Source organism: Arenibacter flavimaris (assembly GCF_030291335.1).
Classification (GTDB): domain Bacteria; phylum Bacteroidota; class Bacteroidia; order Flavobacteriales; family Flavobacteriaceae; genus Arenibacter.
In genome coordinates, this window is sequence record NZ_JASWIM010000040.1 from 1 (window position 1) to 19,286 (window position 19,286).

Consider the following 19,286-nt stretch of genomic DNA (forward strand, 5'->3'; position numbering starts at 1 on the left):
TGCAAATCTGTATAAGAATTGCAAAAGTTAAAATTGAAATCCGTTTAATCGAAAAACCTCTGTAACTAACTATATTTCAAATATTTCAAAGAACTATTTTAGATTTTAATGGGACAGTAATGGTTTTGGGCATTAACTCCCCTCTACCTAGCGGCACAACCCCTAGTCCTGGATGGGGAAGGTGTTAATTTGGAATTGTTGCCAAAAACCAATTTCAAGGATGCACCACAGGATGTGGTTAAAGTTACCTTCGCTTCGGGAACAGGTGATGCTCCGGACGATTATTATATTTTGTATTTGGATGCCGAAACTCATTTGTTAACGGCACTTCGATACATAGTGTCTTACCCAGGATACTTTCCCAATGGTGGAAATAACCCGGAAAAAATTATGGATTTGGTAAGCAGAAAAACTGTTAATGGGATCAATTTGCCCCTAAAATTTGATACGTATTGGTCAACCGGGGACGGGCAACCTAAAGGAGAACCTATAACAACCATTGAATTGAGCCATATCGAATTCCAAAATACCTTGGAGGAAGGTTTTTTTGAACGTCCCGAAGGGGGAAAGCTCTTGGAAGGTTTATGATAGATATAAGGGGATATCTCCAAAATGGACAATACCCTTTTTTCTTGCCCATGCACTGAAATAACAATGTATTTTTAGGGGATCTATTTAGGTGGAAAATAGGCAGTTAAAACAGCTGCTTTTATTTTAGCACGCCCTTTTTGTTATAAGCCGCGGCCGCCGCGCCAATAATCCCGGCATGATTTTGCAGTTCTGCGGGTATTACAGGGGTTTCAATATTGATATAGTCCTTAAAATCGTTCCAGTCCTTGGAGGTGCCTCCCCCGAGGATTATTAGATCTGGAGATACGATCAATTCTACGAACTCCAAGAAAACATTGAACCGCTTGCCCCATTTTTTGTAACTGAGTGATTCCCTTTCCTTGGCTGAAGCTGCGGCCCATAATTCAATTTTTTCATACTTTTTATAAGGAATCTGGCCCAATTCAAAATTTGGTATCAATTCCCCGTTGTAAAAGGCACCGCTACCTAATCCGGTTCCTATAGTGATCATCAGCACAAGGCCTTCCTTTCCCTGGCCTACACCAAAATTCATGGATGCGTATCCTGCGGCATCAGCATCGTTTACCACGGTCACTGGTAATCCCGTTACCTCACTGAACAGTTCATTTACATTTACACCGGCCCACCTTTTATGAAGATTTCCAGGTGTTTTACAGATGCCTTTTTTAATGACGGTTGGAAATCCACAGCCTATAGGTCCGCTATAATCAAAATGTTTTACAATTTTGGCAACTACTTCGGCCATAGGTTTTGGTTTTCTCGATTTCGGAGTGGGTATTCTAAACCGCTCCGATATCATTTCACCAGTTTCCATATTTACTAAGGCTCCTTTTATGCCCGAGCCACCGACATCAATTCCGAGGATTTCCATGTATAATATTAATATATTTGTGAACAAAGTAACAAAAAACTTTCGGGAGTTGTGGTATGCACACTTCTTGGTCGGATTTTCGTGCTTTTAATAGGTCTATTTATGGGCGATAACCATTTGGGTTTATACTAATTCTTTAGTTTCCTATATACAGGCCGGTATTTCCCTTTTCCAAAACAGGCATAAGTTCCATAACAAGGTCTGGATTTAGGTCGGCAATATTTTTGGTTTCATAAGGGTCTGTGCTATGGTCGTAAAGTTCAATGGTAGGTTCGTCCTGTCTATAATATTTGGTTAATCTGTACCTGTCTGTCCGCAGGGAAATACCATTTCTAAAATAGCTGTATGCCACTCCATCTTCTTTGGATGATGCCTCAGTTAAACTATCGATAAAGCTTTCGCCGTCTATTTCATGGGTCATACCAATATTGCACAGTTCCATTATCGTTGGGTAGATGTCTACCGTCTCTACAATGGTTTTTACTTTGTTGGTTTGATGCCATTTAAAAGGGGATTTGATGATCAAGGCACTTTTTAAGGCATTTTCGAAAAGGGTATGTTTTCCCCAAACCCGTTGATCTCCCAAATGCCAACCATGGTCTCCCCATATCACGATAATCGTATTCTTGTCCAAGCCCATCACTTTTAGCTCCTCCCAAATAAGGCCTATTTGGGCATCGATATAACTTATTGAGGCCAAGTAGGCATGCCTTAATTTTTTGGCGTATTCCTGGGAAACCGGTTGGGCTAGACTTGCCTTTTCCTCCCCTAGGGCATATTGGTTAAATTCGCCGCTTTCATGTAGGCTCTTTAAGCTTATGTTCTCCGGAACCCGAGGGTTGGGCGAAAGGGGTATTTGTTCCCTATCGTATAGGTCCCAATACTTTTTTGGGGCATTAAATGGTAAATGGGGTTTAAAAAAACCTACTCCCATAAAGAAAGGTTGCTTCTTATCTTTAAGCTCCCTAAGCTTTGAAATGGCCAACTTGGTGGTCAATCCATCCGGATATCCCTCATCATCTACTTCCCCCGCCTCATATGGTCTTACCTGTTTCTTTAGGCTTTGCCTATTTTCTCCGTCCGCATACCCGAAAAATGCATTCCAACCCGTTCCCCATTTTCCAGCATCAAATAATAGCTCGTTCCAGCTATGCGGCAATTCTTTTTTGGTGGAAACCGGTTCTTCATAACCGTAGACCAAACCATCTGCGGAGTGACTTATCTTCCCTATGCCAACGGTATGGTATCCATTCCTTTTAAGATGGTGGATAAAAGATTCTGGCACTTTATTTTCGGTTGCATTGGATATTTCCTTTTCAATGGCATTATTGCCCAAATGTAAAGGCTTACAGGGGCGCATACCGGTTAAAAGTGCATATCTCGATGCACCACAGGTTGGGACTTGGACAAAGTGGTTCGTAAAAATAGTTCCTTCAGAGGCCAGTGCATCCATATTGGGAGAATGGACAATGGGGTTGCCATATGCTCCTAATTCTGTTCGCAGGTCATCCACGGCAATAAACAACACATTGGGCGGTCTTTGCCCTTGCTTGCATTGTAGATTACTTCCCAGAAAAATTAGAAGAGGGAGTAGGATAAATAATCTTTTAAAACTGGTTGGCATAGGTAGTTTACATTAATGGTGTTAAAATGACTTTAAATACTATGGCAATATATAATTAAATCAATTGGCCGGTGTCTTTAAGCAAATCAAAGATAATTTTATCGACTTCGGATACCTTTTCCCTGTCCCTGTAGTTCAGCCAACATATTTCGCCTGCTTCGGGCTTAATGGCGATGGTTCCCGTATACTCGGCCGAATAATAGGTAGATCTCGCTAAAATAAAGGGTTTGCTGTCATCGGCCCTTGCTTCAAAAATCCCCAAATGATCAAAGGAAGGGATTTCTAGAATTATTCCCAGCACATTTTTTATTACCCGGGTCAGTGTCATTGCATCGGACTCTTTCGGTATTCTTTCTCCTCCTGGAAGAGAATAGGTAGTCTTTCCTGTAGGTCTAATAGCCAGTAACTTCTGGTCTACAATATGGATCCATGTTAATTGGTCTATGATTTCGTCCGAAGGTTCAATATAGTAATCAATGGAATTAAGGGAGTGGCCCTTATCTATAAGGTCCAATAGTCTATCTATGGCCGTTCCAAATTTAGTGAGGGTTCCCAATTTGTTGTTACGGCCAAGGGCGCTGGAAATAGTTTCGTCCCGATTGCCAAATTTGTAACCACCCTTTTTGACCCAGACGAGGTTTAAAAGATGCTGCATCCCAACATTGCCCAATTGGTCTATGGAAATGGCAATTTTAAGAAGGTATTCTCCCAGTCCTACAATACCCTTTTTTAATAGTCCATGGAAAAGGCCATAAACAAAGCCAAGGGGGAAGGTGAGTACAAATAAAAATATGGAGATAAGGAATAGTAGTATCCCTATCAAGGGATTCATTTTTTTGTCCGCCCTATAGACTTGTTTTTTTAAAATCATCGGTTGTAGTTGGTTGCTTAAAGGTATAAAATAATTTTAGCGGAGGGGAAGGGTTTTAAGACCGATAATGTAAATGTGTAAAATGAAATTGTGTCAATAATTAATAGTGTAGCTGCAATACTATCAAATAAATACTATATTTGAGAAATTCAAAATTTGGGGCATGGCCAATTATTTGTTAATTAAAAAATGAGCAATACCCTTTTGATATTACTACCTCTAATTCCGTTATGTAAAATTTAAGCTTCTCCGTTAATCCAAATAATCTTTTTAAAATTTTATTGATGAAAAATTACATTGCCCTTATCCTTGGTGTTTTTACATTGTTCCTTACTTCTTGTGATAGCAAGAAAAGGGAAGGCGAACCACGAATTTTGGTCTTTTCCAAGACCATGGGTTATAAGCATGCTTCCATACCCAGTGGATTGGAGGCAATTCAAAAGTTGGGAATGGACAACAAAATTGGTGTGGATACAACTAAAAATGCCGATATCTTTAATGATGACGACTTAAAAAAGTATTCGGCAATAGTATTTTTAAGTACCACGGGCAACATATTGGATGCTAAACAAGAAGCCGCCTTTGAAAGGTATATTCAGGCTGGTGGAGGTTTTGTGGGTGTACATGCCGCCACGGACACCGAATATGATTGGAATTGGTATGGAAGATTGGTGGGTGCTTATTTTGCCAGTCATCCTGCAGGTACCCCTGAGGCCGATTTTATTATTAAGGACAATACTTTTGGGGCTACCAATATGTTTGCCGACTCCATCTGGCATCGAACCGATGAACTCTATAATTTTAAGAAAATAAATCCGGAGGTGAATGTTTTGATGACGGTAGATGAAAAGAGTTATGAAGGAGGTATTAATGGAGATCATCACCCCATGAGCTGGTATCATGAATATGACGGAGGCCGTGCCTTTTATACGGCCTTGGGCCATACCGAGGAAAGTTTTTCCGAGGAATTGTACTTAAAACATTTATTAGGGGGTATCCAATATGCCATAGGAAAGAATGAAATTTTGGATTATACCAAGGTAACCACCCAAATTCCACCTGATTCCGATCGCTTTACCAAAGTTCCTCTGAAATATGGTGACTTTTTTGAGCCTACCGAAATGGTTATTTTGCCCAATAATGACATTTTGGTTTCCCAAAGACGGGGTGAAATAATGCTGTATAAAGCAGCTACCAAAGAATTGTCCCAAGTGGGGTTTTTGGATGTATATCATAAAACCCAAAATACACCAAATGTAAATGCGGAGGAAGGGTTAATGGGGTTGCAAAAGGACCCCGATTTTGAGACCAATCATTGGATATATTTGTACTACAGCCCAACAGGGGATAAGTGGGTAAACCGTTTGTCAAGATTTAAATTTGAGAACGATATTTTGGACACAACTACGGAGCAGATAATACTTGAAGTGGATAGTCAGCGTGAGATATGTTGCCATACAGGGGGGTCAATTGCATTTGGACCGGATAATATGTTGTATTTATCTACAGGGGATAATTCCACACCTTTTAGTGAAAAAGGGGTGAAATACGTGAACAGTGGCTTTGCACCCTTAAACGATATCCCAGGAAAGGAACAGTACGATGCCCGTAGATCTTCAGGAAACACCAATGACCTGAGAGGGAAAATATTGCGAATTAAGGTAAATGAGGATGGTAGTTATAGTATCCCCGAAGGAAATTTATTTCCGGAAGGAACTGCCAAGACCAGGCCTGAAATATTTACCATGGGCCACAGAAATCCGTATAGAATATCTGTAGATCCCAAAAAGGGATATGTATATTGGGGAGATGTAGGGCCAGACGCCCGGGCAGATAGTTTGGACACCAGGGGGCCAAGGGGGTATGATGAAATGAATCAGGCTAGGGAGGCCGGAAATTTTGGTTGGCCATTCTTTATTGCGGATAATAAACCCTATCGTCAATATGATTATGCTACGGGGGAGAGTGGAGATACTTTTGAACCCGAAAAACCCATAAACGACTCTAGAAACAATACGGGCCTTAGGGAACTTCCAAAAGCTATGCCTGCCTATGGTTTTTATCCATATGTAGCATCTCAGGAATTTCCCCAAACCGGTACCGGAGGTAGGAACGCTATGGCGGGTCCCGTGTATTATTCGGATCTCTACAATGGGCCCAATGCACTGCCGGAATATTATGATGGAAAAGTATTGGTCTATGATTGGATACGTGGCTGGATGATGGCCGTTAGCCTGTTCCCTGATGGGGAATTCAATAAAATGGAGCCATTTGCAGACCAAATCAAAGTAAACAATCTTATAGATATGGAGGTTGGTCCTGATGGTAGGGTATATCTATTGGAATATGGTAGTGGTTGGTTTTCCAAAAATGATGATTCTGCATTGTCTTATATAGAATACAATGGGGGCAATAGACCACCGTTGATAGAGAATATTTCTGTGGATAAAACATCTGGAAAACTTCCTTTGACTATTACTGCAAAAGTAGAGGCAAGGGATAGGGAGCAGGATGAAATGTCCTATGTGTGGCATTTCGGGAATGGTGAAACCAAGGAAACCACAACTCCCCATATTACCTATACCTATGATAATGTGGGGGACTATATTTTGTCCGCTACTGTTTTGGATAACAAGGAAGCTTCGGCCAAAAGTCAAGTTATTAATGTGGTGGCTGGAAATTCAAGGCCGGAAGTATCCATAGATATCAATGGGGGCAATTCATTATTTTTCGAGCCAGGGAGGCCTATGAACTATAAGGTCACCGTTACCGATCCAGATGGTTCCGCAATAGATGAGGACAATATTTTTGTTTCCATAGATTATCTGGAAGGCATGGATGAAGCCTCACTGTCATTGGGGCATCAAGAAGTTTCGGCGGTTGTTACCGGCAAGGCGTTAACAATGGCATTGGATTGTAAAACCTGCCACAAGGAAAAGGAAAAATCTGTTGGGCCTATGTACCGGGATATCGCTGAAAAGTACAAGAACGATAAAAAGGGATTAAGCTATCTGCAGTCTAGGATAATTTCGGGAGGTAGTGGCGTTTGGGGAGAAGTAACCATGCCTGCACATCCCAACCTTACCAAGGATGAATCTAGGCAGATAGGGCTCTATATCCAATCCCTTGCAAGTACGGCCGATAAAAAGAAATCCTTACCAGCTACGGGAAGCATAGTTCCAAACCCTACCAAGGGTGCAACTGTTATGGTAATTACGGCCAGTTATACAGATAATGGGGAAAACAATGTTAAACCCTTGACGGGTTCTAAATCGGTGGTATTGCAATTGGATGCCAATGCCGACAACGCAGGGGCCAAGTAAAAATAGTTATAGATCTGTGGAACTTCCGGCTATTGTTGTAAAAAGAACCATTCCTATGGTTAAAGTTGGTTGATGGATGCTTTATAAGGAGGTGGTGTGTTTTGGGATTCGGTAAAGGAAATTTAGGGATGACTTATGCTTATTTTTACGGTTCCAGCCAAAGATTGTTCCCGGGTCCATAAAAGGGGTAGCTACATTTTCTGGATGGAACAGGAGTAGCTAATCTAAGATATTTGGTTTTCAGGGAATTTTTATTGGTTCATCCAGTTTTTAAATTCGGAGGCTTTTGCCTTGCTTACGATTACTTGTTCCGTATGGGGTGGGATAACACCAATGATCAGCTTCCCGTTAAAATATTGTTTTATTCCGGCAATGGCATCCCTTTGCGCTATGAACTGTCTATTTAGTCGGTAAAAGTTAGACGGGTCGAGGTCGTTTTCAATATCCTCCAATTTCTGGTCAATAGTATGGGTCCGCCTGTCTTTTGTGACAGCCTTAACTATTCCGTTTTCAATGAATAGATAGGCAATTTTATCAGTTTTCAAAGGAATTAGTTCATCGCGATAATGCACTAAATACATGGATTTATAGGTCTTTTTTTGATCCTTCAATAGGCTTAGGAGTCCTTCCACTTGATTGGTGATAAGCCCCTTGCCCTTTAATTGCCCTTTGAACTGTTCCAAGCTAACTTCCAATTCGTCCTCGTCTATTGGTTTTAACAAATAATCAATGCTATTGAGTTTAAATGCCTGTAAGGCATATTGGTCATAGGCCGTGGTAAAGATAATTGGAGCATCAATTTTAACGGCATCAAAAATTTCAAAAGATAGTCCATCGGCTAGATGGATGTCCATAAAAACTAGGTCGGCTTCCTGGTTTTTGGTAAAATAATCAATAGCCGTTTTTACTGAATCCAAAACGGCCAATATCTCAAGCTTATCTTGGAGGTTTTTAAGCATGTAGGCAAGATTTTCACTTGCAGCCAATTCATCTTCTACAATTACTATTTTCATGTCATTCTGTTCAAGGGTAGTTTTACTCTAAAAATATCACTCTGCTTGTCTATGATAATTTGTTGTTTACGTATCATATAATAGCGTTTGTACAGGTTTAGAAGCCCATTTCCCGTGCCTTCTGCCAGGGTGGAGCGAGGCCGTACCTTGTTTTCCACATAAATGCATTCATCTTGCGAATAGATGTTCACTTTTAGCGGGTGCGTTTCCGAAATTTCATTGTGCTTCACGGCGTTTTCTGCCAATAATTGTAAGGCCAATGGGGGGATTTTTCTGTCGAGATAGCTTTCGTCAATGGCAATATCAATTTGAAAACGGTTCCTGTATCTTGTTTTTATTAAGTAGGTATAGCTTTCCAAAAATTTAAGCTCCTCTTTTAAAGAGACCAGATCCCTATCCCCGCTTTGTAATATATAGCGGTACATAAAGGAAAGTTTTTTAACAAACATAGTAGCCTCCTTATTGTCCCGAATAAGGGAATTGAGTGTATTAAGGGAATTGAAAAGAAAATGCGGGTTGATTTGATTCTTTAATGCAGAAAGTTCATTTTGAAGGTTCTGTTGTTTCAAATATTCATTTTCCAGAATATTTTGCCGCTGAATAATTTGAAGTCTTAAAATTCTGGATATAAATATTATGATAATGAGGACTACTATAAATACAAAAACCTGAAAATCCTCCTCCCTATTGGAAATGTCTTTGTCAACTAAAAACGGATAAATAAAATCTAACAATAGAATTGTTGATACAAGGATTCCAATATTGCCCGAGAGCCTCAGTACCCATACAATTAAACGGTTCCTTTTGGGGATACGATAAATAAAATTGGTATTGAATTGCAGTGCAGACCATGAAAAAAGGAAGAAAAACCAGAATTTAAGATCAAGATCCACAAACAGTTCACTGGAGAAAATCTCTTTATTAAAGCCGGTCGATCTGAAAAGGGATATGGTAAGCGGAAGGGTCACTAAAACAGCAATCAGGATGGCAATTTTTATTATTTCAAGCTGTTTTACCCGTTTTATAGTGTCCATATTAGCTAAGTTGTTTTAAATATACTTCATTACGTCTCCTTATCATAGTCCTCGAGATGGATTTTCTTATTCCCCCAATTTAGTGTAAAAAAAAAGCCCCTGAATAAAGTCAAGGGCTTGTTGGTGATAAACTCATGTATCTTTGTTATTGTTATTTGGCATAAGCGTCAAATCCCTTGGGTAGATAGTTCATTACTTCAAAGCCAAGATCAATTTCTTCTTCAATCTCTTCTATGATAATATTGTTTAGGTTCAGTTCCATGCCTTGGTACGCATTGAAACCAATTGGCAGGTATTGTGCAGGATCAAAGCCGAGAACAATTTCTTCTTCCATCTCCCTAACAACAATTTTGGTAAGGTCAAATCCCATGCCCCTATATGCGTTGAAGTCTAATGGTAAGTAGGGAGTAGGGTCAAAATTGAGTACAATTTCTTCCTCTTCTTCAATAAGGTCAATATCCTCCAAGCTTAAATTTCTTACTTCTTCATCCATAAGCAATCCTTCGGCAAAGGGGTTATGGGATTCAATATAACAATTAATGTCATCTGAATTTAAACATTTGTCCTTCCCTGAAAATGAGAACAATGAGAGGGATACTAACATGGTACTTAATAATAAAGCTATGTTTTTCATGATATGTAATTTTATGAATATTTGGATATGCATCTTATTTCAGGTGCAAAGATAATGGGCGTATCCACTTTTTTTAGGTAGATACTAAGTGAAGTGGACTAAATGGGGGGTGAAACGGCTATGGGGTAAACTGAACCGAACCTGATTTGGTAAACAAAGTGATAATAATGGTGCCGTATGGCCCTTTCACAACAAGATCTGCCGGTAAACGGCCAGCTGTTTATGGTTGGTTTAACGTAGGAAATGGTGGGTCTGGACTAGGGTGTCTACCCATGATCGTTAAACGGCCCTTTGTATTACTTCAAAAACCTTGTTGCCATCACACTTCAAAGTTTTGGATGGATATTTAAGAATAAGGGCGTAGTCATGGGTGGCCATTAGGATGGTCCTTCCGGTCTTGTTGATATCCTGAAGAACCTTCATTACTTCCACACTGGTCTGTGGGTCAAGATTCCCTGTAGGCTCGTCTGCCAGAATTAGGTCTGGATCATTCAGTAAAGCTCGGGCTATTGCGATACGTTGTTGTTCCCCGCCGGAAAGTTCATGGGGAAATTTAAAACCTTTCGTTTTCATTCCCACCTTATCCAGGACATCTTCAATCTTGGCGTTCATTTCGCTCCGGTCTTTCCAGCCGGTAGCCTTTAGAACAAAAAGAAGATTGTTATTTACATTGCGATCCGGTAATAATTTAAAATCCTGAAAAACTACCCCTAATTTTCTTCTCAGATAAGGAATCTCCTTTTCCTTTAAGGTGGTTAGATCGAAATCTACAATATGGCCACTTCCTTGTTTTAATGGAAGATCGCCATATAAAGTTTTCATAAAGCTGCTCTTTCCGCTGCCTGTTTTTCCAATAAGGTACACGAATTCCCCTTTTTTGATTTCAAGGCTGATATCGTTCAATACCAAATTTTCTCCCTGAAATACCGCTACATCCTTCAGCTGCAATATGCTTTCGCCCATAGTTTTTAATGTTGATATAAAAGTAATAAGTTCCTTTGGAATTAAGTCAAATCTTCTTGAAAAATCTTTTTCTTTATCATATACTTAGGGACAATATTTATCGTTATATAATTTAATTACGGTAATTCTTAACTTCTAGAGAACACTATGCTAAGAAAAAAAACCGCTGTTATACTGTGTTTTGTTGGGTCTTTGTTTTACGTAAGTGCCCAAGAATCCGAAATCTATACTTTTGACCAAAAGGACTACCAGGAAGCTTTGGCCTTGTATAACAATAAACAGTATCAGGCAGCCCAGACTATCTTTGAAAAGGTAAAAAATAATACCAGGGATGAAGAGACCCAGGCCAATAGTGCGTATTATGCCGCTACTGCGGCAATTCGCCTGAATCAGTTGGGGGCCGATAGGTTGATGGAGGACTTTGTGGAAAAGTATCCAACTTCAACCAAACGCAATTCTGCCTACCTCGATGTGGCCGATTATTATTTTGCAACCGGAAAGTATCCGTATGCCTTAAAATGGTATACCAAGGTAGATCAGAGTTCCATGTCCAGGAAGGATAAGGAGCGTTTCAATTTTAACAATGGATATGCCTTGTTCTCCTCCAACAAGCCAAAAGAGGCGGAACGATACTTAAATCAGGTGACCACCTCTCCAACCTATGGTTCCCAAGCCAAGTATTACTTGGGGTATATTGCTTATCAGCAGGACGATTATGCCCAGGCCAATCAGCGTTTTGATCAGATTACCGACCAAGAATTGTTGGAAGAAAAGCTGTCCTATTATCAGGCGGATATGAACTTTAAATTGGGCAAGTTTGAAGAGGCTATTGCCTTGGCTAAAAAACAATTGCCCAAATCTGACCGAAATGAAGTTTCGGAGCTCAATAAAATTATTGGTGAGAGTTATTTCAACCTAAAACAATATGCCAATGCCATACCCTATTTGGCCGAATACAAAGGGAAAAGAGGCAAGTGGAGCAATACCGATTATTATCTATTGGGCTACTCCTATTACATGCAGGGAGATTATGCCAATGGAATACAGCAATTCAACAAAATAATTGACGGTAACAATGAAGTTTCCCAAAATGCCTATTATCATTTGGCGGAATGTTATCTAAAGCTGGACAAAAAACAAGAGGCCTTGAATGCCTTTAGAAATGCCTCCCAAATGGATTTCAATACAGAAATTCAAAAGGATGCCTATCTCAATTATGCGCGACTGAGCTATGAAATAGGGAATGCGTACGAACCTGTACCCCAAGTTTTGACAACATATTTGGAAAAATATCCCAATGATTCCCATAAAGCGGAGATGCAGGAACTTTTGGTGGACTCCTATATTACTTCTAAAAATTTTGCCGGTGCTATGGAGTTATTGGAGAAAAACAAAAATTTTGCCAGTAAGGCTACTTATCAAAAGGTGGCGTTTTACAGGGGAGTGGAATTGTTCTTGGAGTTGAATTATGAGGAAGCATCGGCAGTGTTCAATAAATCCCTGGACAATGCGGAAGATCAATACTTCAAGGCCAGGTCTAGCTACTGGAAAGCGGAATCGGATTACAATATGAACCGCTTTGACGATGCCTTGGCCGGATATCTTCAATTCAAATCGATTCCCAGCGCCAAATCAACCCCTGAATTCAAGGATTTAAATTATAATTTGGCATACACCTATTTTAAACTGAGAAACTATACCAATGCCATTGCCGCGTTTTCCAGTTATGTGGAGACCAATAATGGCGATAGCGAAAAACTCAACGATGCATACCTACGCTTGGGGGATAGTTATTTTGTAAGCAGTAAGTATTGGCCAGCTATAGAAACCTATAACAAGGCAATTGCGCGAAATAGTCCTTCCAGCGATTATGCTGCCTACCAAAAAGCATTGAGCTACGGGTTTGTGGACAGAAGTGCTACCAAAATAGAAGAGCTTTCCAATTTTGTGTCCAGGTATCCCAATTCGACCCTAAAGGACGATGCCTTGTTTGAACTGGCCAATTCCTATGTGAGGGCCAATAATACGGAAAGAGGCTTGCAGTTATACGATCAGCTTACCATGGATTATAAAGGTAGCTCTTTGGTGCCACAGGCCATGCTGCGTCAGGGATTGGTACATTATAATGCCAACCGCAATGAACAGGCTTTGGCCAAATTTAAAACGGTAGTTAGGGACCACCCCAACACTCAGGAAGCGTTACAGGCCGTAACAACGGCCAAGCTGATATATGTAGACCTAGGTAGGGTGAATGAATATGCCCAATGGGTTAAAGGTCTCGATTTTGTTGAGGTTACCGATACAGAACTGGATAATGCTACATTTGAATCTGCGGACAAGCAATATATTGAAGGTAATCAAGATGCAGCCATAAGAGGGTATGAGGCCTATGTTAAACAATTTCCAAACGGATTGAATGCCTTAAAAGCCAATTTTAATTTGGCGCAATTATATTTTGGTAAAGGTCAGAAGGATAAAGCACTGCCCTATTTTAAAAATGTGGCAGGCAAAGGGGCCAATGAATACGCTGAACAGGCACTTACAAGGGTATGTGAGATCTATGTGGGCAAAAATGATTATACGACAGCCATTCCTTTCTTGGAAGAACTGGAATCCAAGGCGGAAATTCAACAGAATATCACCTTTGCCCGGTCCAATTTGATGAAGGGTTATTATGAGCGGTCAGACTACGCCAAGACAATTCAATATGCTACCAAGGTGTTGTCTAACACCAAGATCGATAACCGTATAAAAAGTGATGCGCAAATAATGATCGCAAGATCGGCTATTCAGACCAAGGATGAGAACAGGGCAGAAAAGGCGTATTCGGAAGTGCTTAAGATTGCAACGGGAGATTTAGCTGCCGAGGCACTTTATTATGATGCTTATTTTAAGAATAAGGCCCAAGAATACGAGGCTTCCAATGCTTCGGTACAAAAATTGGCCAAGGACTACGCAGGATATAAAGAGTGGAGTGCCAAAGGTTTGATCATTATGGCCAAAAATTTCTATGCTTTGGGTGATGCCTTCCAAGCAACCTATATTTTGGATAGTGTTATTGCCAATTTCGGGGATTATCCGGAAATAGTGGCCCAAGCCAAACAGGAGTCATCCATTATTAAGGCAAAAGAAGCACAAAGTAATTCCTCTATCAATCCAGAGGGCAATTAAAATTTCCTTGCAAAAAGAACACAATATGCACAAGCACATTAAATTATCCATATTTGCTATTCTAGGTTTTCTACAGATCGGTTTGGCACAGGACGATAAAAAGGATTTAGGTACGGAAACGGTGACCGTGGTAAAGGCATATTCCCCTACCATTTCGGACGCGTTTAAGGTGAAGTCGGTTCCTACTTTGAACGATTCCATTGTTTTACAAAAAAAACCTATCAACTACAGTATATTTTCCGTACCTGTTGCCTCTACCTTTACTCCTTCCAAGGGCAAGGCTTCCGGGGTTGAAAAGCTCCCTCCGGAAAAAATATATAATTCCTATGCCTCCATAGGTTTGGGCAATTATAATAACGCCCTTGCGGATTTTTATACCAGTAGCGCCCTCAACAGGGATGAAAGATTGGATATAAGCCTAAACCACCACTCCTCTAGGGGGGAAATAGACGGGACCGCTTTGGATAACGTATTCTACAATACCAAATTGGACGCCAATTATACTAAAAGGGACAGGGATATAAGTTGGGGCGCCAATATAGGGGCACAACATCAACTATATAATTGGTACGGAATCCCCAATGGATATTATACAGAGGAACTAGTGAACGGTATAGAGGAAAAGCAGAACTATTTTAATGCATTTGCAGGTGGTTTTGTGGAATTGGAAGATTCCTTTTTTAAGAGTGCCAGTTTATTGTATAGACGTTTTTGGGATGCTACGAAATCAGGTGAAAATAGGGCCGTACTAAAGCCTGCCTTTGAATTTCCATTGGGGGACGAGTTATTGACACTGAAGGCCAAGGTGGATTATGTAGGGGGTAAGTTTAAAAATGGCCAAGTGCGGAATGATTCCAATGTTCCCGGAATAGATTATTCGCACTTGCAAGTTGGTTTAAATCCCAATATTAACATTTTGGGAGACGATCTTTCGCTTAACCTGGGCGTTAATTTAGTGTATGGGATGGATTTGGAGAACAGTGAAGGCAATTTTTATATCTATCCCACAATAACGGCTTCCTATCGTTTGTTGGATGAGGTAGCCATAGCTTATGGAGGGGTGGAAGGAGAATTGAAACAAAACTCGTTCTATGGATTTGTAGAAGAGAATCCATATGTTTCCCCCACTTTGGACATGCAGCCTACGGACCAACAATATGATGCCTACATAGGCTTAAAAGGGCAGCTGTTACCCAATCTAAGTTATAATCTTAAAGGGTCTTATATGGCGGAAAATAGAAAACCTCTATTTTTGTTAAATCCTGAAAATACCTCTAGGACAGATGAAAAGGGGTATTATTATGGAAATAGTTTCCAAGTATTTTATGATGACGTAAAGACCTTAGGCATTTTTGGGGAGTTGAATGTAGATGTAAACCGGAATTTTAGCCTAGGGGTAAATGCCCAAGTGTATGATTATGATACGGAAACCGATAACCCTGCCTGGAATCTACCGGGTTTAACCGCCTCTATGTTTATGGATTATCAGATAGGGGAGAAGTGGTTCATGGGTGCCAATCTTTTTTATGTAGGGGAACGCGACGATCTTTATACCGTTGCCTCTCCCGGAACCTTGCCGGAAGACTTTGCAATGACTTCGGTTACCTTGGATAGCTATTTTGATGCCAATGCGCATATTGGCTATCGCATAAATGGGCAATTGTCGGTTTTTGCAAAGGCAAATAATATAGCGAACCAGAACTATATGCGCTGGAACAATTACCGGGTACAGGGATTCCAAGTGTTGGCCGGAGCCACGTACAAATTTGATCTTTAGGGCAAAAATGAATATCTAGCACAATAGGTTGGTCATAATCTTCCAAAAACCCCGTGGAATTTTATGGTCGCCAAATAGGTACCTTCTGCCTTTGGCTTTCTATTTGGAAGGCAAAAAGGCAGTAAGGTATTTTTGTTTGTAGTGGTGCCTGCCCATTGTATTTTGTAAATTATAATTTATAAAGGTGTCCCGTTCGTAACGCTTACGGTACATTTAGTCACAGAATAGAAAAAAAGACTAGTTTTTGATGTTCGATAACTTTCTTTTGTTGTCTTGTTAAATATTAATTATAAAACTTTATAAGAATGAAAAAAAATGTAAAACTGTTTTGCGCATGTATTTTATTTGTTTCCTGCAGCATGTCCCTTTTGGCAGTAAATCCAAGCAATAGTACCTTTTGTACCAGTAATGGTAACGAAGAATTTGAAATAGTGTATAAGTCCCCCATTGGTACATGGGATTATACCGTAGCTGATGTTCCTTATGAATATAGTGCCGGAGTGATGGTTATTACCAAGGACAAGGAGGGGTATAAGGTAGTTGTAAAAGTTAACTATAATACCTTGACGGCTTCCGAGGTAAAAGTGAATGGGAATAAAGTAAAATTTGCGGTTTTTATAGAGGGTAGTAAGGTTCAAGTTTCCTTGCAGGTAGAGGACGATGTTATAAAGGGCAATGCCAATTCTATGGAAGGCTCATTCACATTGAAAGGTAAAAGAAATAAATCCTAAAGGTCAAGTAAACAGGTCAGTTGTATATTTGTCATTTATTACAAACATCCCCTTTTGTGGGGATGTTTTTTTATTTTTGATAAAATGTACTTAAACTTTTTGCACAGTGGGGATTCCTTTTGTAGGAAGTTTTGCATACAATTTGGTTGGTATGGGGCACTTCATTGTAGGTTGTAGAAATTGGTTGTGGATTTTGTCCGTATTATGCCTTGGAGGGGCCATGTCCCAAAACCTTGTGGAAAATCCCAGTTTTGAATCTTTTTTGGATTGCCCGGATCATTTAGGGAACTTTGGGGAAGATCTAAAATATTGGTCCGTACCCACTTTGGGAACCACGGATTATTTTAACTCCTGTAGCCTTGGCATGGGCATACCCAAGAATTTTATGGGAGAGCAAATGGCAAAATTTGGGGAGGGCTATTCAGGATTCTATATGTATGCCCCTGAAGATTATAGGGAATATATCCAGGGTGGGTTAAAGGAGCCCCTGAAGAAGGGGGTTACCTATACCTTGTACTTTTATGTAAGCTTGGCCGAAAATTCGGATTATGTTGTTCGTGATTTCGATGTGTTATTATCCGCAAGGCCAATTGAGCTTACAATTAAAAAGGGACTTAGTAAATGGCAGCTTTCCAAAATTGAAGGTAATGAATTTACCCTGGTCGAAATTTTGGGCAACCAATTTATTTCTGATGATGCCAAGTGGACCAAGATATCCGCTACCTTCCTTGCCAATGGTGGTGAACAGTTTATAATTATCGGTAATTTTAAGAACAATGCCTCTACAAGGCGACAGCGATTGGCAAAGAAAAAAAATGTAAATGGGGCCTATTATTTCTTGGATATGGTATATGTTGGGGAAGGAATGCCGTCCTATGCCCTGGACGAGGTACATGTATTTGAGAATGTACGTTTTAATTTCGATGAGTTTCAACTAGGGGAAAAGGGTGAGCAGGAAATAAAACGCGTTTACCATTATTTGCAATCCGATAGTACTTTGAACATTGTAATAAATGGATATACAGACAATTTGGGTACCACTTCCTACAATAACACTCTTTCTGTTAAACGTGCAATGGCGGTAGCAAATAGATTGATCCAATTGGGTTTGGCCGTTCAAAGAATTACCTACAACGGTTTTGGAGCAGCGCAACCGTTAGGGAATAATGGGGATGAAGAGGGCAGGGCACGTAATAGAAGGGTGGAGTTTATAATTTCAAAAACCCCTGAAAAGTAAGCTTTTAAAGGGGCAAGCGATTTTTTTTTACAGTGGTTGGTAAAATTGTTGGCTATAAATGATTGTGGTTCAAACTTTTGGAACTATATTTGATTCACAATAAGTAATTAATTTAAATTTTAGTAATGAGTAGAGGAACAGTAAAATTTTTCAACGATGCCAAAGGATTTGGGTTCATCACAGAAGAAGGTTCTAACAAAGAACATTTTGTACACATCTCTGGTTTAATAGACGAAATTCGCGAAGGCGATGAAGTTGAGTTTGAACTAAAAGAAGGAAAAAAAGGATTAAACGCAGTAAACGTTAAAGTTATTTAATATATACTTTTTTAATTTCCTAAGACCTAAGGCCTATCATTTGATAGGCTTTTTTTTGTTCGTGAGACCCGTATTTCAAAAGCCGCGGGCGCATTGGAATACGATAGTCGAACGAACCCCGCCAAAAGGCAGGGTCTTTTGTTCTAATATCCAGATCGTTGGTTGGATTCCTTATAGGAAGCAAGTATTCGGTTAAGGTTTTAATACCAATTATTATGAAGTGAAGTTGTAAATTAACGTTTCCCCATGTGATAGGTGAAGTATTATTTTTGGACCATAGCTGGGCCAAGTTTTTATTCTCTATCTTGGTTTAAGAAACATTAATTGGTATTAGGGGTAAAGGAAAAGGCCAACCTAATATTAATGCCATTGGTTTCCATCCTTAACTTAAATTCTATAGTTCCTATGTTTGAATATTTGGATAAAATAAAATTGCTGATAGACAAAATGGCCATAGACCAGCAGGATCAATTGATCACTGCCTCAAAAATGGTAGCGGAGGTTATTAAGAACGATGGAATAATTCACACTATTGGTACAGGTCATTCCCAAATGATAGGCATGGAAATGTTCGGTAGAGCGTCCAATCTGGCCAATGTAAATGCCATTATGGATGACATGGTACTTATGTCCAGTGGGGCAAGGAGATCGGCCGCAATGGAGCAAATAGGTGGTCTTGCCGAAATTCTTTGGAACAAATATCAATTTAACAAAGGAGATGTATTGATCGTTGTATCGAACTCCGGTAGAAATGCATTGCCATTGGAAATGGCCATGAAGGCCAAGAAGGAAGGTTTAAGGACTATAGCGATCACTTCTTTGGAACAATCAGGAAAGTATGCTTCTAGGCATGAAAGTGGAAAGAAACTGTATCAGATTGCAGATTTGGTTATTGATAATTGTGTTCCGTCAGGGGACGGGGTTATTTCCATTAAAGATCTACTGATCGGTCCGGCTTCATCCGTACTTGGGATGATCATTGTAAACATAATTTCAACCGAAGCCATAAAGATTAATTTGGACAGGGGAGTGGATGTCGCTGTATTTCAAAGTCAGAACATAGATGAGGCGGACAACGAAGCACTTTATCAAAAATATGAATCCCGGGCAAAACATCTTTAGTACCCAT

Annotated in this window: 15 protein-coding genes; 8 read left to right on the forward strand and 7 right to left on the reverse strand. The window is 39.9% G+C overall.

Translation table 11 applies throughout. The features are described from left to right. Positions 1–198 precede the first annotated feature (198 nt). Entirely contained in the window at positions 199–588 is a 390-nt protein-coding gene (locus QSE00_RS21660; RefSeq protein ID WP_286107489.1) for a hypothetical protein, read from the forward strand. A gap of 121 nt (positions 589–709) precedes the next feature. On the opposite strand, the gene ppgK is transcribed toward QSE00_RS21660, so the two are convergent. From ppgK to QSE00_RS21675, 3 genes are all read right to left on the reverse strand, one after another. Beyond that, on the reverse strand, positions 710–1,462 hold the full coding sequence (gene ppgK, locus QSE00_RS21665; protein WP_110355693.1) for a polyphosphate--glucose phosphotransferase: 753 nt from the start codon (positions 1,460–1,462) through the stop codon (positions 710–712). 136 nt (positions 1,463–1,598) lie between these two features. Then, positions 1,599–3,086, reverse strand: coding sequence for a sulfatase (locus tag QSE00_RS21670; RefSeq protein WP_286107490.1), 1,488 nt, complete (start codon positions 3,084–3,086; stop codon positions 1,599–1,601). Between the two features lie 55 nt (positions 3,087–3,141). Then, entirely contained in the window at positions 3,142–3,957 is an 816-nt protein-coding gene (locus QSE00_RS21675; protein WP_286107491.1) for an NUDIX hydrolase, read from the reverse strand. 284 nt (positions 3,958–4,241) lie between these two features. Here QSE00_RS21675 and QSE00_RS21680 point away from each other — a divergent pair, with 284 nt between their 5' ends. Then, positions 4,242–7,280, forward strand: a complete 3,039-nt coding sequence (locus tag QSE00_RS21680; RefSeq protein ID WP_286107492.1) for a ThuA domain-containing protein — start codon at positions 4,242–4,244, stop codon at positions 7,278–7,280. A gap of 251 nt (positions 7,281–7,531) precedes the next feature. On the opposite strand, the gene QSE00_RS21685 is transcribed toward QSE00_RS21680, so the two are convergent. From QSE00_RS21685 to QSE00_RS21700, 4 genes are all read right to left on the reverse strand, one after another. Then, positions 7,532–8,293 carry a LytR/AlgR family response regulator transcription factor gene (locus QSE00_RS21685; protein ID WP_110355697.1) on the reverse strand — a complete coding sequence of 254 codons (762 nt, stop codon included), beginning with the start codon at positions 8,291–8,293 and terminating at the stop codon, positions 7,532–7,534. Beyond that, positions 8,290–9,327, reverse strand: coding sequence for a sensor histidine kinase (locus tag QSE00_RS21690; RefSeq protein WP_286107493.1), 1,038 nt, complete (start codon positions 9,325–9,327; stop codon positions 8,290–8,292). Before QSE00_RS21690 ends, QSE00_RS21685 begins: the two co-directional genes overlap by 4 nt. A gap of 151 nt (positions 9,328–9,478) precedes the next feature. Next, complete coding sequence (locus QSE00_RS21695) at positions 9,479–9,961, reverse strand: hypothetical protein (RefSeq protein ID WP_286107494.1); 483 nt, start codon at positions 9,959–9,961, stop codon at positions 9,479–9,481. A gap of 279 nt (positions 9,962–10,240) precedes the next feature. Beyond that, complete coding sequence (locus tag QSE00_RS21700) at positions 10,241–10,924, reverse strand: cell division ATP-binding protein FtsE (RefSeq protein ID WP_110355700.1); 684 nt, start codon at positions 10,922–10,924, stop codon at positions 10,241–10,243. 147 nt (positions 10,925–11,071) lie between these two features. On the opposite strand from QSE00_RS21700, the gene QSE00_RS21705 reads away from it, so the two are divergent. The 6 genes from QSE00_RS21705 (at position 11,072) to QSE00_RS21730 (ending at position 19,279) form a co-directional block, all read left to right on the forward strand. Next, positions 11,072–14,095, forward strand: a complete 3,024-nt coding sequence (locus tag QSE00_RS21705; protein WP_286107495.1) for a tetratricopeptide repeat protein — start codon at positions 11,072–11,074, stop codon at positions 14,093–14,095. 25 nt (positions 14,096–14,120) lie between these two features. Further along, the gene (locus tag QSE00_RS21710; protein ID WP_286107496.1) at positions 14,121–15,872 is read left to right on the forward strand and encodes a TonB-dependent receptor domain-containing protein; all 1,752 of its coding nucleotides are present in this window, start codon (positions 14,121–14,123) and stop codon (positions 15,870–15,872) included. Between the two features lie 305 nt (positions 15,873–16,177). Next, complete coding sequence (locus QSE00_RS21715; RefSeq protein ID WP_286107497.1) at positions 16,178–16,603, forward strand: hypothetical protein; 426 nt, start codon at positions 16,178–16,180, stop codon at positions 16,601–16,603. A gap of 106 nt (positions 16,604–16,709) precedes the next feature. After that, on the forward strand, positions 16,710–17,840 hold the full coding sequence (locus tag QSE00_RS21720) for an OmpA family protein (RefSeq protein WP_286107498.1): 1,131 nt from the start codon (positions 16,710–16,712) through the stop codon (positions 17,838–17,840). Positions 17,841–17,965: 125 nt separating this feature from the next. Further along, on the forward strand, positions 17,966–18,157 hold the full coding sequence (locus QSE00_RS21725; protein WP_031442744.1) for a cold-shock protein: 192 nt from the start codon (positions 17,966–17,968) through the stop codon (positions 18,155–18,157). A 405-nt stretch (positions 18,158–18,562) separates the two neighbouring features. Next, a complete protein-coding gene (locus QSE00_RS21730; RefSeq protein ID WP_110355837.1) occupies positions 18,563–19,279 on the forward strand; it encodes a sugar isomerase domain-containing protein in 717 nt (238 codons plus the stop codon). Positions 19,280–19,286: the final 7 nt, after the last annotated feature.